Annotated in this window: 12 protein-coding genes; 7 read left to right on the top strand and 5 right to left on the bottom strand. The window is 33.2% G+C overall.

Features of this window, described 5'->3' with window-relative positions:
* Window positions 1-193: 193 nt before the first annotated feature.
* The gene (locus tag IAI56_RS08140) at window positions 194-1,162 is read right to left on the bottom strand and encodes an electron transfer flavoprotein subunit alpha/FixB family protein (protein WP_187657398.1); all 969 of its coding nucleotides are present in this window, start codon (window positions 1,160-1,162) and stop codon (window positions 194-196) included.
* Between the two features lie 93 nt (window positions 1,163-1,255).
* On the bottom strand, window positions 1,256-2,002 hold the full coding sequence (locus IAI56_RS08135; protein WP_187657397.1) for an electron transfer flavoprotein subunit beta/FixA family protein: 747 nt from the start codon (window positions 2,000-2,002) through the stop codon (window positions 1,256-1,258).
* Between the two features lie 241 nt (window positions 2,003-2,243).
* Here IAI56_RS08135 and IAI56_RS08130 point away from each other — a divergent pair, with 241 nt between their 5' ends.
* From IAI56_RS08130 to IAI56_RS08110, 6 genes are all read left to right on the top strand, one after another.
* Complete coding sequence (locus IAI56_RS08130) at window positions 2,244-3,221, top strand: pyruvate dehydrogenase complex E1 component subunit beta (RefSeq protein WP_187657396.1); 978 nt, start codon at window positions 2,244-2,246, stop codon at window positions 3,219-3,221.
* Window positions 3,222-3,272: 51 nt separating this feature from the next.
* A complete protein-coding gene (locus IAI56_RS08125; RefSeq protein ID WP_187657395.1) occupies window positions 3,273-5,756 on the top strand; it encodes a DUF5686 and carboxypeptidase-like regulatory domain-containing protein in 2,484 nt (827 codons plus the stop codon).
* A gap of 196 nt (window positions 5,757-5,952) precedes the next feature.
* Window positions 5,953-8,382: a sodium-translocating pyrophosphatase gene (locus IAI56_RS08120; protein ID WP_187657394.1), complete on the top strand. Its 2,430-nt coding sequence runs from the start codon at window positions 5,953-5,955 to the stop codon at window positions 8,380-8,382.
* A 584-nt stretch (window positions 8,383-8,966) separates the two neighbouring features.
* Complete coding sequence (locus IAI56_RS16255) at window positions 8,967-9,581, top strand: family 20 glycosylhydrolase (protein ID WP_244970336.1); 615 nt, start codon at window positions 8,967-8,969, stop codon at window positions 9,579-9,581.
* Window positions 9,582-9,606: 25 nt separating this feature from the next.
* Window positions 9,607-11,235: a glycoside hydrolase family 20 protein gene (locus IAI56_RS08115; protein WP_244970335.1), complete on the top strand. Its 1,629-nt coding sequence runs from the start codon at window positions 9,607-9,609 to the stop codon at window positions 11,233-11,235.
* 129 nt (window positions 11,236-11,364) lie between these two features.
* The gene (locus IAI56_RS08110; protein WP_187657393.1) at window positions 11,365-12,033 is read left to right on the top strand and encodes a copper homeostasis protein CutC; all 669 of its coding nucleotides are present in this window, start codon (window positions 11,365-11,367) and stop codon (window positions 12,031-12,033) included.
* A gap of 100 nt (window positions 12,034-12,133) precedes the next feature.
* Here the strand turns inward: IAI56_RS08110 and IAI56_RS08105 are convergent, their stop codons facing one another.
* The 3 genes from IAI56_RS08105 to IAI56_RS08095 form a co-directional block, all read right to left on the bottom strand.
* Window positions 12,134-14,128, bottom strand: a complete 1,995-nt coding sequence (locus tag IAI56_RS08105; protein ID WP_187657392.1) for an ATP-binding protein — start codon at window positions 14,126-14,128, stop codon at window positions 12,134-12,136.
* Between the two features lie 91 nt (window positions 14,129-14,219).
* The gene (locus tag IAI56_RS08100) at window positions 14,220-14,399 is read right to left on the bottom strand and encodes a hypothetical protein (RefSeq protein WP_187657391.1); all 180 of its coding nucleotides are present in this window, start codon (window positions 14,397-14,399) and stop codon (window positions 14,220-14,222) included.
* 334 nt (window positions 14,400-14,733) lie between these two features.
* A complete protein-coding gene (locus IAI56_RS08095) occupies window positions 14,734-15,447 on the bottom strand; it encodes a LytR/AlgR family response regulator transcription factor (RefSeq protein ID WP_187657390.1) in 714 nt (237 codons plus the stop codon).
* Window positions 15,448-15,538: 91 nt separating this feature from the next.
* Here IAI56_RS08095 and IAI56_RS08090 point away from each other — a divergent pair, with 91 nt between their 5' ends.
* On the top strand, window positions 15,539-16,180 hold the full coding sequence (locus IAI56_RS08090) for a response regulator (RefSeq protein WP_187657389.1): 642 nt from the start codon (window positions 15,539-15,541) through the stop codon (window positions 16,178-16,180).
* Window positions 16,181-16,264 lie beyond the last annotated feature (84 nt).

The following is a 16,264-nucleotide window of genomic DNA, read 5'->3' as shown; positions in this document are numbered from 1 at the left end:
CTATTCAATTCAGTTGGCAATTTAGCCCTGATAGTAGTGGAAATCCTTTCTTTTTTATCAAAAAAGAAAGATTGCAACGGATAGCAGGAATTGCGACTGCAAAGTAACAAAAAAGTTTCGCTTCTTAAAATAAAAAAAACTACCTAAAAAAATGTTTTTCAGATAGTTTTTCGGGTTAGAGTTAGTTTTATCTTTAGCTGTTGCTTGCTTTGAATTCTTTTAACTTTTGAGTTAACTTTGGAAGAATATCAAATGCATCGCCTATAATTCCATAATCAGCCACTTTAAAAAATGGTGCTTCAGCATCGGAATTGATGACTACTTTTACTTTTGATGAGTTGATTCCAGCGATGTGTTGGATTGCTCCAGAAATTCCTACGGCAATGTATAAATTGGTTGCTACTGGTTTTCCGGTTTGTCCAACGTGTTCGCTATGTGGTCGCCAACCTAAGTCGGAAACTGGTTTTGAACAAGCGGTTGCTGCGCCAAGAACGGTTGCTAATTCTTCTAATATTCCCCAATTTTCTGGACCTTTTAGTCCACGACCGCCAGAAACTACTACGTCTGCATCGGCAATGGTAACTTTTCCTGTTGATTTTTCTACTGATTCTACTTTTACGTTGAAATCTGCATCGTTTAATGTTGGTGTGAAATCTTCTTCAGTTAGTGAAGATGAGCTTTCTACTAATCCGAATGAATTTTTTCCAATAGAAATTACTTTTACATCTGTTGAGATTTCGGTAATATTGAAAGCTTTGTTAGAAAAAGCGGTTCTTTTTACTTGAAATGGTGATGTTGAAACAGGTAATTCAACCACATTGGATGCAAATCCTGCTTCTAATCCTACTGCTACTAATGGCGCAAGATATAAGCTGTCAGTCGTTGAAGAAAGTACGATTACTTTTGCGCCTTCTTTTTGCGCTGCTTGTTTTACAACATCGGCAAACGCTTTAGCATTGAAGTTGTCTAATTTGCTATTAGTTACTTTCAAAACTTTGTTTACACCATAGTTTGATAATTCAGAAACATCTGAAGCGTTTACTGCTACAGCTGTAACTGTTGTTCCTAATGATTCAGCTACTTTTTTTGCATACGATGCTAATTCAAAAGCTACTTTTTTGAATTTTCCATCGGCTGATTCTGCATATATTAATAATGACATTTTTTTAATTTTTAAATGTTAATTATAAATGATTAATTTTTTGAATTTGATTTTTACTGATTAATATTTAATCATTAAAAATTAATCGTTTTACTAGATTACTTTTGCTTCATTGTGTAACGCGCTAACTAATCCGTCTAAATCGTCTGCAGCGAATAATTTTACTGCTGATTTTGGAGCTGGTTTTTCAAATTTTACTGCTTTTGTTTCTACAGAAGCTGTAACTGGTTCAAGAACTGTTAATGCTTTTGTTCTTGCTGTCATGATTCCTCTCATGTTTGGAATACGTAAATCTTTTTCTTCAACAAGACCTTTTTGTCCTCCAATAACTAAAGGAAGTGTAGCAGCTATTACCTCTTTTCCGCCATCGATTTCTCTAGATGCTTTTGCAGAAGTTCCATCGACTTTAAGATCAGTACATGAATTTACAAAATTGTAGTTTAACAGACCTGCAAGCATTCCTGGAACCATTCCACCATTGTAATCTAATGATTCTTTTCCGCAGATTATTAAGTCATAATTTCCAGATTTTACTACTTCGGCTAATTGTTTTGCTACAAAAAAACCATCTGTTGCTGCTGCGTTTACACGTATAGCTTCGTTAGCACCAATGGCTAGAGCTTTTCTCAAAGTTGGTTCAGTATCAGCACCACCAACATTTACCACAGTTACATTTGCACCTTGTTGTTCTTGAAACCAAATCGCTCTTGTTAGTCCAAATTCGTCGTTTGGATTGATAACATACTGAACGCCATTGGTATCGAATTCAGAATCGCCGTTAACAAAATTGATTTTTGAGGTAGTATCAGGCACATGACTAATACAAACTAATATTTTCATATATTTTTGATTAAAAAATTTCTGTCCGTAAAAGTATAAAATATATTTCTAATTTTACTATGCTTGCATACTAATTTTTCAATTTTCAATCGATTTCGTAGTGGATTAGAAATTGGTTTCAGAGAATTTTAAAGTAAAGTCTTGAAATGTGCTGTATTAATTATAGTTTAATTTGTTTTTTTATCACTTTTAATTTTTATTTTTGCGTTTCAAAATTTACAGACAGTAATATAATCATTATATGAGAACGATACAATTTAGAGAAGCAATTGCCGAAGCGATGAGTGAAGAAATGCGTCGCGATGAATCAGTATATTTAATGGGTGAAGAAGTTGCCGAATACAACGGTGCTTACAAAGCTTCCAAAGGAATGTTGGACGAGTTTGGTCCAAAAAGAGTTATCGATACGCCAATTGCTGAACTTGGATTCGCTGGTATTGCCGTTGGTTCTGCTATGAACGGTTGTCGTCCAATTGTTGAATACATGACGTTTAACTTTTCATTAGTTGGAATTGACCAAATTATCAATAATGCTGCTAAAATGCGTCAAATGTCTGCTGGACAATTTCCAATGCCGATGGTTTTTCGTGGACCAACAGCTTCTGCAGGACAATTAGGTGCAACGCATTCACAAGCTTTTGAAAACTGGTTTGCTAATACGCCAGGTTTGAAAGTAGTTGTTCCATCAACTCCTTATGATGCCAAAGGTTTGTTGAAAGCTGCTATTCGTGATAACGATCCTGTTATTTTCATGGAGTCAGAACAAATGTATGGTGATAAAGGTGAAGTTCCAGAAGGTGATTACACTATTCCGTTAGGAGTTGCCGATATTAAAAGAGAAGGAAAAGATGTAACTATCGTTTCTTTTGGAAAAATCATCAAAGAAGCTTTAACAGCTGCTGAAGAATTAGTAAAAGAAGGAATTTCATGCGAAATTATCGATTTGAGAACGGTTCGTCCAATGGATTATGATGCGATTATCAATTCAGTAAAGAAAACAAATCGTTTAGTAGTTTTGGAAGAAGCTTGGCCATTTGCTTCTGTAGCTTCAGAAATTACCTATATGGTTCAAGAAAGAGCGTTTGATCATCTTGATGCACCAATTCAAAGAATTACAACTGCTGATACGCCAGCGCCATATTCGCCAACCTTATTAAAAGAATGGTTGCCTAATTCAAATGATGTGGTAAAGGCAGTGAAAAAAGTTATGTATAGGTAATAAGAAACTTACTATATTTGAAACCACGCTTAGCGTGGTTTTTTTGTGCCTATGAAAAATAGTATTTTAACTTTAGTTTTATTGTTTGCTTCTGTAAGTTTTATGTCTGCTCAAACCAAAGTGAGCGGAATGGTTGTGGACAATACTGATATGCCAATTCCTTATGCCAATGTAGTTTTTAAGGGTTCAAAAATTGGTGTAGTTTCCAATGAAGACGGACGTTTTTATATTGAAGCTCCAGATAATTATGATACTTTATTGGTTTCATTTGTTGGTTTTCCAACCAAAGAAGTAAAGCTAACCAAATCGGTTAGTTATGATTTTAAAATTGTACTAAGCGAAGGAAAAAGCCTGAAAGAAGTTGTGGTTTATGCCGGAAAAACTTCCAAGAAAAACAATCCTGCGTTGGATATTTTGAGAAAAATTTGGGAAAGAAGACGAAAAAATGGATTGAAAATGTTCAAACAATACCAGTATGACAAATATGAAAAGGTAGAATTTGACATGAATACCATCGATAGCGCGATGATGAAAAGTAAAATTTTCAAAGGAATGGAATTTGTTTTCAAGAATGTTGATACTTCGCGAGTAACAGGAAAAACCTATTTGCCAATTTTTATCAACGAATCCATTTCGGAAGTTTATGGTGATAATCAGATTAAGAAAACCAAAGAAATTTTAAAAGCCAATAAAAACTCAGGTTTAGGAAATGGAGATGGTGTAAATACCTTTATCAAAGATTTGTACAACGATTTTGATATTTATGACAACTATTTGAATTTCTTCGATAAAAGTTTTACAAGTCCGTTGTCTCGAACTGGAATAGATGTTTACAACTATGTTTTGGCAGATACCGCAGTTATTGATAATAAACTCTGCTATAATATTGTTTTTTATCCAAGACGTAAAAACGAATTGACTTTTAAAGGTGATTTTTGGGTAAACGATACCACATTTGCCATCAAGAAAATCAATATGGCTGTAACCAAAAGCGCCAATATTAACTGGGTTAAAGATATTTATATCGAACAGGAATTTGAAGTTTTGAACGACTCTGTTTTCTTGCCAACCCGCGATTATATGATGTCGGATTTTGCTTTGAGAAAGAAAGAAGAATCCAAAGGTATTTATGGAAAGCGAACAACCATGTACCAAAATTTCAAATTCAATGAAAAGAAACCTGAGAAATTCTATAAAGAAGAAATCAATTTTATAGACAATTCGGTTTACAACAAAGATGACAATTATTGGAGTGAGAATCGATTTGAGAAATTAAACAAAGACGAACAAGGCATTTATAAAATGCTTGATACGCTGAAAACAGTCAAGAAATTCCAGCGAATGTATAACTTGGTTTCCATTTTAGGAAGTGGTTATGTTGAGTTTAAAAACTTTGATTATGGACCGATTTTCTCAACCTTTGGTTATAATGAAGTCGAAGGTGTTCGAGTTCGCGTTGGTGGTAGAACGTATTTTGGACCGAATGATACTTGGCGTTTGCAAGCTTACACGGCTTATGGATTTGAAGATAATAAATTCAAATATGGTTTTTCAGGGAAATGGATGGTTGATAAGAAAAACAGAATCATTCTTTCGGGAGGAAATCGTCGTGATGTGGAACAAATTGGAGCAAGCTTAACGACTACTAATGATGTTTTAGGGAGAAGTTATGCATCGTCGGGAGTTTTTACCACTGGTGCAAACGGAAAATTGACGAATATTAATTTGACTACCATAGCTGCTGAAATTGAACCTGCTAAAAACTTTACGATGCAATTAGGATTTTCCTATCGAACTTTAGAATCGGCATCAGATACTTTTAGTTTGGATTATTTTAATGATAACACTTTTACTACAACCAATAGCGAAGTAAAACAATCTGAAATCAATCTGCAATTTGAATATACACCAAAAAGAAAAACCATTGGTTATGGTGTAGAACGAAGAGAAGTTGATAGTCCATATAGTCGCTTTTTCATCAATTATAGTCAAGGTTTGAAAGGTTTTATCGATAGTGATTTTGATTATCAAAAAATTCAATTGTATTACAAGCAACCTGTAATTATAGGTGCCATTGGTCGTTCTAATTTTACGGTAGAATTAGGAAAAACATTTGGTCAAATTCCTTTAGGATTGATGAGTGTTGTTCCTGGTAACCAAACTTATTTTATTATTGATAATACGTTTAATAACTTAAATTTCTACGAATTTGTAGCTGATCAATATGCGACTATCAATTGGCAACACAACTTCCAAGGAAAAATATTTGCTAGAATTCCTGGTTTACGAAAATTAAATCTTAGAGAAATTATAGGTGTCAAAGGAGTTTATGGAACGGTTTCCGATGAAAATCAAGCTATCAATGCATCGGGATTAATCTATCAATCACCTGAAAAACCTTATTGGGAATACAGCGCAGGAATTGGAAATATCTTCAAAGTTTTTAGACTAGATTTTGCTTGGCGTGGAAATTACAGAGATGTTCCTGATGGAAATAATTTCACAGTAAAAGGTTCGTTTGGGTTTCATTTCTAGATTATTTTTGGTTTAAAATCCAATTTATATATATCAAACCAGTGCTTTTAATTTAAAAGGCACTGGTTTTTTTATTTTATATTCCTTTGTATAAAGCTTGATAATAAATATGTATAATAAATGAACTAATATTAAATAATATATTGTTTAAATTGTTAAAAAATTGTTATTTTAGCCCGATTTTAAATAAATAAAGATGGATAATTTTATGATTTATTTGCCAATAGTAATGGCAGTTATTGGCTTAGCATTTATGCTATACAAACAAGCTTGGGTTTTAAAACAAGACGCAGGCGATGGTAAGATGAAAGAGATTTCAGATTACATTTATGAAGGCGCATTAGCTTTCTTGAAGGCAGAATACCGATTACTAACTTTCTTCGTAATTGGAGCAAGTATTGCGTTAGCTGGAATTTCTTTTGTAGTTCCAACTACGCACATTTTAATAGTTGTAGCTTTCGTTTTTGGTGCTATATTTTCTGCATTTGCAGGAAACATCGGGATGAAGATTGCTACCAAAACCAACGTAAGAACAACACAAGCGGCAAGAACTAGTTTGCCTCAAGCTTTAAAAGTTTCTTTTGGTGGTGGAACCGTTATGGGATTAGGAGTTGCAGGTCTTGCAGTTCTTGGTTTAACTGGTTTCTTTATTATTTTATTCCAAGTGTTCATGAAAGGAACTTGGACTTCTACAGATGATATGACTATCGTATTAGAAACCTTAGCTGGTTTCTCTCTTGGAGCAGAATCTATTGCTTTGTTTGCTCGTGTTGGTGGTGGAATTTATACTAAAGCTGCCGATGTTGGAGCTGACTTAGTGGGTAAAGTTGAAGCTGGAATTCCAGAAGATGATCCAAGAAACCCTGCTACAATTGCAGATAACGTTGGTGATAACGTAGGTGACGTTGCAGGAATGGGTGCCGATTTATTTGGTTCTTACGTAGCAACAGTTCTTGCAGCAATGGTTCTTGGTAACTATGTTATCAAAGATATGGGCGGAAGTATTCAAGACACTTTTGGCGGAATTGGTCCAATTTTATTGCCAATGTCAATCGCAGGCTTCGGAATTCTATTCTCAATCATCGGAACAATGTTAGTTAAAATTTCAAGTGATGATGCTAAAGAAAAACAAGTTCAAGGTGCATTAAATGTTGGAAACTGGGTTTCTATTGTTTTAACTGCAATTGCTTGTTTTGGTTTGGTTAAATATATGTTGCCAGAAGTAATGCAAATGGAATTCTATGGTGAAGGATTAAAAGAGATTTCTTCGATGAGAGTTTTCTATGCAACAATCGTAGGTTTAGTGGTTGGTGGCGTTATTTCTTCAGTGACTGAATATTATACAGGTTTAGGTACAAAACCAGTTTTGGCAATCGTACAAAAATCATCAACTGGTGCAGGAACTAACGTAATCGCTGGTTTAGCTACAGGTATGATTTCTACTTTCCCAACTGTAATTTTATTTGCTGCTGCAATTTGGGCTTCTTATGCTTTTGCAGGTTTCTATGGTGTGGCTTTGGCTGCTTCGGCAATGATGGCTACAACGGCTATGCAATTAGCAATCGATGCATTTGGACCAATTTCTGATAATGCTGGTGGAATTGCTGAAATGAGTGAATTACCAAAAGAAGTTCGTACTCGTACCGATATTTTAGATTCAGTTGGTAACACAACTGCTGCAACTGGAAAAGGTTTTGCTATTGCTTCGGCTGCATTAACTTCGTTAGCTTTATTTGCTGCTTATGTAACCTTTACAGGAATTGATGGTATTAATATTTTCAAAGCTCCAGTATTAGCGATGCTATTCGTTGGTGGAATGATACCAGTGGTTTTCTCTGCTTTGGCAATGAATTCTGTTGGAAAAGCGGCAATGGATATGGTTTATGAAGTACGTCGTCAGTTTAGAGAAATTCCGGGTATTATGGAAGGAACTGGAAAACCAGAATATGGTAAATGTGTTGAAATTTCTACAAAAGCAGCGTTACGTGAAATGATGTTGCCAGGTATTTTGACTATTGGTTTCCCTATTGCTATTGTACTTTTAGGAAAATTAGTTTATGCTGATAACAACCAACTAATCGCTGAAATGTTAGGTGGTTATATGGCTGGAGTTACGGTTTCTGGTGTACTTTGGGCAGTGTTCCAAAACAATGCTGGTGGTGCATGGGATAATGCTAAAAAATCATTCGAAGCTGGTGTTGAAATCAATGGAGAAATGACATACAAAGGTTCTGATGCTCACAAAGCAGCGGTAACTGGAGATACAGTTGGTGATCCATTTAAAGATACTTCTGGTCCATCGATGAATATTTTAATCAAATTGACTTGTTTAATTGGATTGGTAATTGCTCCAATTTTAGGAGGTCACGAAGCAGGTGCAACTACTACAAAAGCTTCTTGTTGTGTTAAAACAGAACAAAAGTTGGATTGCTCAAAATGTGATACTGCTATGATGGCATCAATGACTAAGGAAGAATGTGCAAAAATGTGTGATGACAACGGTTGTTCTGCTGAGTGCAAAGAAAAATGCATGTCAATGTATGACGAAAACGGAAAATTCAAAGGTGAAGTTGCTACTGAGGAAGTAGAAGTAGTTCAAGAAGTTGATACTTTGAAACAGGAGTAGATTTACACCCTTATATACTTTTATTAAAAATGCCTTTCAAATTTGAAAGGCATTTTTGTTTGGATTAGTATAAATATGGATTACTTATATCATAAGTTTGGTAGGGCTTTCCCATAGCGATGGCATAGGGTTGCTATATCGTTAGTGCGACATAGATGCGACATGGTGTTTCTAGTTCTATCCTTTTTGCAATGCAAATTTGTAAAACTGATGTGAAGGTAATAAAAATAATGTAACTGTTTTGTTTTTTTACTAAAATAGTTGTTAGGAATTTATTCTCTCCTCAATCAAACCTGACAGGTTTTCAAAACCTGTCAGGTTTAAAAAACAAACCTCTTTAAAATCATTTCTAAAGAGGTCTTTTTTTTAGAATTTTTATTTTAAAAAATGGTGGTTGTGCAACAGTTACCTAAACCATCCTAATTTCATGGCAATGTTTACACGCAGTCAAAGCCAATTGTTTTGACACCCTTTTTTCAGCAGTTATACAATACAACTAGTATTCTGCCTTTTTTTTAAAACAAGAAAAGTAGCAAGCAGCTTGTTTTTTACCTAAATTTAGCCATTGCAAATTGTATCTATTTATGTCCAAAAAACTGCTATTATTATCCCTACTGCTGTTTAATCTTTCCTTTGCACAAGAACAGTTGCCTTTAATTCCGCAACCCAAATCAATTTTATTAGGAAAAGGAAGTTGCACTATAACAGCCAAAACCACCATTCAAGCAGCTAAAAATTCGTTTGAAGCCAATTATTTAAAAGAAGTAATCAAAGCACAAACGGGCTTAGATTTAATGATAACTTCTAAAAACAGTTCCAATAGTATTCAGCTTATTTTAAAGTCACCCGATGCTACAAACGTCAATAAAGAACACTATGAACTAAGTAGCTCACGTAATAAAATTGTGATAACCGCCTTTTCAAATCAAGGCATTTTATACGGAATTCAAACACTTTCTCAATTACTTCCACTAGAAAAATCGTCTGAAATTCGAGTTCCTTGGATGAATATATCAGACGAACCCAAATACGCTTGGCGTGGAATGCACCTCGATTGTGCCAGACATTTTTTTCCAAAAGAATTCATCAAAAAATACATTGATTATCTTGCCATGTACAAAATGAATACCTTTCATTGGCATTTAACCGATGACCAAGGTTGGCGCATCGAAATAAAAAAAATACCCAAAACTGACTGAAATTGGCGCTTATCGAAACGGTTCCATGGTAGGTCATTATTCCGACCAAAAGTTTGATGATAAACGCTACGGCGGATTTTATACTCAAGACGATATCAAAGAAATTGTTGCTTATGCAAATCAACGACACATTACTGTAGTTCCAGAAATTGAAATGCCCGGTCATGCCGTGGCAGCATTAGCAGCCTATCCTGAATATTCCTGTACTGGCGGACCATTTGAAGTGGGTAAAATTTGGGGCGTTTTAGACGATGTTTTTTGTCCAAAAGACGAAACCTTCACTTTCCTAGAAAACATTCTGTCCGAGGTTATTGATTTGTTTCCTTCCAAATACATTCATATCGGTGGCGATGAATGTCCAAAAGTACGCTGGAAAGCCTGTCCAAAGTGCCAACAGCGTATGAAAACCGAAAATCTAAAAGACGAACACGAGCTACAGAGTTATTTCATCCAAAGAATTGAAAAATTTGTAAATGCCAAAGGTCGAAAAATCATCGGTTGGGATGAAATCCTCGAAGGCGGATTAGCTCCCAATGCAGCAGTTATGAGCTGGCGCGGAACCGAAGGCGGCATTGCTGCTGCCAAAGAAAAACACTATGTAGTCATGTCGCCAGGTTCACACTGTTATTTTGATCATTATCAAGGCGAACCTAAAAATGAACACATAGCTTTTGGCGGCTATACACCAGTAGAAAAAGTGTACTCTTTTAACCCAACACCAAAAGAATTATCTGCTGATGAAGCACAATACATTCTCGGTGCACAAGCCAATCTCTGGACGGAATATATCGAAACGCCAAGCCATGTTGAGTATATGATTTTCCCAAGAATGTTAGCCTTGTCCGAAGTAGTTTGGGGAACTTCAAATCCAGAGAAATTCGCCGATTTTCAAAACAGAATGATACAACATTTTGATATTTTTGATAAAAAAGGGATCAATTACAGCAAATCAATTTATCAAATCACTACCAAAGTAAAACCTTCAACGAGTGGAAACGGAATTTTATTCGAACTAAAATCTGCCAATAATTCCAACGGAATTCGCTACACCACCGATGGCTCCAATCCAAGTTCAAGTTCAATTCCTTACTCTAATCCAATAGAAATCACCAAAGGGCAAACCCTAAAAGCGGCTTTATTTGAAAACGATAAACAAAAAAGTGCCACCATTGAGCAACGTTTTTATTGGAGCAACGCAGTTGGAAAAAAGATAACATTAGTCCATCAACCCCATGAAAATTATAGTATTGGCGGTGCATTGACGCTAGTGGATGGAATTATTGGAAATCGAAGTAAATTTGGTCGTGATTGGTTAGGTTTTTTAGGCAAAGACTTGAACGCTACTATCGATTTAGGCAAACCAGAAACTATAAATAAAGTCACACTTTGCGTTTTAGAAAGTCAAGGCAGTTGGATTTATTTTCCAAAAAAGATTGAAGTTTTGCTTTCAAATGATGGACAAAATTTTGAAAGCGTTGCCCAGCTCAATTCATCTGAAATTAAAGAGGTAAAAGGCGAAGTTGTATTGGATGTTAAATCAATGAAAGCCCAATATGTAAAAGTAATTGCCACTAATTTAGGTAAAATTCAAGATGGAAATCCTGGCGCAGGTTCTGAGGCTTGGTTGTTTGTTGACGAAATAGGTGTTGAATAAAAAAAGAGTTGAATAGAATTTATAGAAGCACTATATAGTTATAAAAAAAGCGAAGCAAGAAATACCCTTTTATGGTTTGGATTAAACAATATTTCTAATATTTACTTCTACTGATGACTTTTTAAAACGATGAATAAACTCGAAATCGCTTGTTTTAATCTCACTTCAGCTGTAATCGCTCAAGAAAATGGAGCCGACAGAGTAGAACTTTGTGCCGGATTTGAAGTTGGAGGAACATCACCTAGTTTTGAAACGACCCAAAAAGTAAGAGCATTAATTACCATCGATTTGAATGTAATGATTCGACCACGAGGTGGAAATTTCGCCTATACTGATGCCGAATTTGAACAAATGAAACTAGAAATTATAGCATTCAAAAAGCTAAAAGTAAACGGATTTGTATTCGGAATTTTGAATGAAGACAATTCGATAAATACAATTCAAAATGCTGAATTAGTGAATTTAGCCAAACCCTTTCCATGTACTTTTCACCGCGCTTTTGACGAAGTTTCAAATGTATTTCAATCGCTTGAAGAAATTATTGAATGCGGTTTTCAAACCATTTTAACTTCGGGTCAAGCCAAAAATGTAGTTGATGGTGCAAATCAATTAGCAGAATTAGTGTTAAAAGCCAGTAATCGAATAACAATAATGCCTGGCGGAAGTTTACGCGCTGAAAATCTAATGTCTGTTCAAGAAAAAACCAAAGCAACGTTCTATCATTCTTCCGCAATTATAGATGGAAGTGAAACAGCAAATGCAGATGAAATTCGAGCATTAAAATCCATTTTAAAATGAAAAACTAGCTCGGCAAAGAGTTTATAAATGTTAAGAGTAGCTTTAAAATAAACTTAGTAGAGATTCAGGCTTAGTTGTTTGTTGATGAAATTGGTTTTAATTAAAAAATGACCTCTATGGTTGTTTCTTCGTTGTCAGAATTAATTTTAAAAGTTCCGTTTAAAGATTTTGTTCTTTGCTTCATGTTTTTTAAACCAATTCCAAGTTTAATTTTATCAGGATTGAAACCAATCCCATTGTCTGATATGCGAATGGTTATTTTATCTCCAGTTTTTAAGATGAATACAAAACATTTTTCTGCTTTTGAATATTTATTTACATTGTGAAGTGCTTCTTGAATTATTCTGTATATGTGTATTTTACTTTCACTTGTTATTAATGACCAATCTATATATTTATCAATTGATAAACCAAATTCTGTGTGGAATTCATTTTGTTGTGTTTCAACCAAATTAGTTATTGCTTCTTGAAAACTATTGTCTTTGAAAAAAAGATTTTGTTGTAGGTCATGGGATACTTTTCTAATTTCGGCTTCGGCATTAATCAGCTCATTTACCAATTGTTCTTTTTTCTCAACCTGTTCAGGTTGTAATTGCATTAAATTAAATCTGGTGGTGAAAATTCTATTTATAATTCCATCGTGTAATTCCATTGCTATTCTATTTCTTTCATCATTTCTAACGGTTTCATTTAGTTGTTGTTGTTTCATCATTAACTGATAAATTTTTTCATTGCTTTCTTGCTGTTCTTGAATAAAAAGTAATTCTTTATTTTTTATTTTTAGGCGATAGACAATAAATAGAAAGCTCAGAAAAAGGATACCAATTACTGAACTAGTTAAAATATATTTATTCTTTTTAGATAATATTTCGTTGTGCTCTTCTACCTGTTCTGTTTCATAAGCTATTCTGGCAAACTTGTTTCGTGTAGTTCGTTCTATATTTTGAAGACTGTCACTAATCTTAATATATAATTTACTGTAATAATCTTTATTTTGTATATCATTTTCGCTCAATAGTTTCAATGTATTTTTTACATCGTAGCTGCTTTTTATTTTTTTAGCTAAGGCAAATCCTTCTTTAAAAAATTTTAAACTTTTAAGCGTGTCTTTTTTTTGCAAATAGTATTCACCTATGCTCACTTTGCTAGATATTATTCCAGCTGTTATTTGAAGGCTATCGCGAATTTTTAAGGCCTCAGAAAATAGGTTATCTACATTGGTATAATTACCAATCTTCATTTTGGAATATGCCAGATTATTAAGCAACATTGCATATAACTTAGGATAATCTTGTTTGAGGTTTTGTGTTTGCAGTCCTTTATTGTAAAGATTTATAGCAGCTTGATAGTTTTGGGTTTTTTCATATACACGCCCGATATTATTGTACACGGAAGCTTTGGATTGAAATATTTTGTTTTTTGGATAATTGTTTAGTTCCATTTTATCCAACTGATCAAGAGCCATGTTGAAGTATTTCAAAGAAGTTTTATAATTATTTAATTCTTCTAAGGTGATTGCCATTAAATTATATCCTTCGTAAATTAAACGTTCATGATTTGATTTAATTAAAATTTTCAATGCTTTAGCTGTTTCTATTTCACTTTCAGTATAAATACCTGCATCATATAAAATACCTGCTTTATAAAGAGTTAATCTGCCAATATTTAAAGAATCGTTAATTTTTTTATATAATTTTTCAGCTTTTGAATAGTATTCAAAAGCACTGTCTATTTTTGAACTGTTTTCGTAATAATCGCCAATGAAGCATAGTGATTTCGCGATATGCGACGTATCTTTTTTAGCTACAGAAAGCTCAAGTAATTCTCTAGTGGTCTTTAAGTAAGTTTCATTATGGTCTATTTTGAAATACTCTCTTACTACATCAAATAACAGGTTTCTGTTTATTGAGTCATTTTTACTATTTATAAGATTATTGTATAACGTATCTATATATTTTACCTTTTCAGTTTCTCTAATAGTATCAGAATTTATTTTTTTTAAATAATAATCTGCTTGTTGCCATTTTGACTTTTCATTATTGTTTTTACAGGCAATAATTATAAATAAAAAAAAGAATACGTTTAACTTGCTCATCTCGTATTTGAATACATTATTATGCAAATCAAAAATAAGTAAAATAAACCCAAATAAGTTTTAATTTATTTGGGTTGTTGTAATGTAATGCTTAGTTGTTTCCTTTGTCTTTATCTTTTGAGTCTCCACCGCTGTCAATATTGCTGGGATTTGGTGTTGAATTTGCAGAAATTTCACTTGCTGAGGTATTAGTTTCCTCAATACTGTCTGTTGTGCAAGAAGACATTACTGTTGTAATTGTAATGCAGCTCATAAAAAATAGCTTTTTCATAAAAAATAGTTTAAGTATTAGAAATAATTTTTCTAGTAACTTTTGCGAATTGCAGTTACTTTTTTAGAAGAAAAGCTGGGAATTAGCTGTTCTGAATTATTAAGAATGATATTCTCTTTTAGGAGAATGTTTCCCCAAACTCAATAATTATTGTAGAAGCTTCTATTGATTTAGTGTTTCAAATCAAGACAAATTAAGTTTATATGGTTTAGAATTCTGTTGATTTTTAAATGTTTATAGTGATTTTAATCATTCTGATAGTTTTATGTAGAATCTAAGGGGTGAAGTATCCTGTTTTAAAAATGCAAGCCTAATTCATAGTTTTTTGAGAGTTTTAAAATTCTATCTTTCTAATAATAGCCTCAATATTATCTTTGTAATTAAGTGAAAACGGTAATGCCTGATTGTAATTAATGTAGCATTTGGATTGGCTGAAATGAATACGTGAAACGTGGTTGATGTTTACGATATAGCTTTTGTGTATTCTTAAAAAATAAAATGGTAATGTGTTTTCAAAATGCTTCAGTGTTTTATAAGCATTTACTGTTTTACCGTTCATCAATTGAATGTCGGTAGTATTGTTATCTGCTTTTAAATAGACAATGTTTTCTAAATTTACAAATTGGTAATCACTATATGATTTAATGCAAATACTTGAAATCCATTTTTTAGGTGTTCTCTTTTCAAACTTAAAGAGAGCCTTTCCTACTTGATGCATTGATATTGGTTCTGTTAAATATTCTGAAAAACCTGATTGAATTGCTTGTAAAGCAAAATTTGGAGTTTTTGCCAATGCAATAAAGTAAGGTACTGTCTCTATGTATTGGAATAATTCTAGAATTGTTTGAAATACTATTTCACTTTCATTAGCTTTGGTTGGAATTTGTATGAAAACCAACTGAGGTTTTAGTTTTGTAATTTGATTTGCTATTGTTTGGTTATCTTTGACTACACCAGCACAAAAGTAATTTGGGAAGTATTCAAAAAGATTTAGTATTTCTTTTGTTGAGAATTCATTACTATCAATTATTAAAAAGGAGAATTGCATTGGCTTATCAAAATTTAAAGCAAACTAATTTCTCTACTTGATTTTTAAAGCTATAAAAACTGTCTATTTTGTTAAAGTTAATTTATAATTTATGAATGTTCTTATTGTTGACGACCATCCTATGACTGTAGCAGGATATACTGATAGCTTATCTCAAAAGGACTTTTTTGATAAACCTTTTGTTTTTACTAAAGCTTATGATTGTGAAACTGCTTTTGCTGCCATCGAAAAGTGTTCTTTTGAATTGGTTATAGTAGATCAAGGATTACCAAGCTATGAACAAGCGGGAATATTGTCCGGCAGTGATTTGGCTAAATTTATCAGAAAAAAAACATCTAGTTGTAAAGTCATACTAATCACTGCTCATACCGAAGTGATTATTGTATATGATATTGTAAAAAAAATACAGCCAGATGGACTTCTTATCAAGAATGATATAACTCCTGAAAATCTTCCAATTGCTGTAAAAGAGATTCTTGATGGAACTAATTTTAAAAGTCCAACTGTAAAAAAGATAATTCAAGAAGTTTGGAAAAAAGATTTAATGTTTGACGATATTAATCGTCAAATTTTATTGTACTTATCAAAAGGATATAAAATAAAAGATTTAGAAAAAATTGTGTCTCTTTCCATCAGCCCGATACAAAGGCGAATTGCTCAAATGAAGGAAGTTTTTGATGTTAGAGAGGATGGTAGTCTTGTTAAGGAGGCATTTAAGCAGGGATTTTTGTAGCATATTTTAACATTATTGATATTAAAAGCTTCTATTTTGTTAAAGGTAGAGTTGTTGAACTCCACCATTAATGTCTTCTTTATA

The sequence above is a fragment of the Flavobacterium macrobrachii genome (genome assembly GCF_014486675.1).
GTDB lineage: Bacteria > Bacteroidota > Bacteroidia > Flavobacteriales > Flavobacteriaceae > Flavobacterium > Flavobacterium macrobrachii.
The sequence above is the reverse complement of the archived record's forward strand: the minus strand, read 5'-3'. Positions and strand labels throughout refer to the sequence as shown.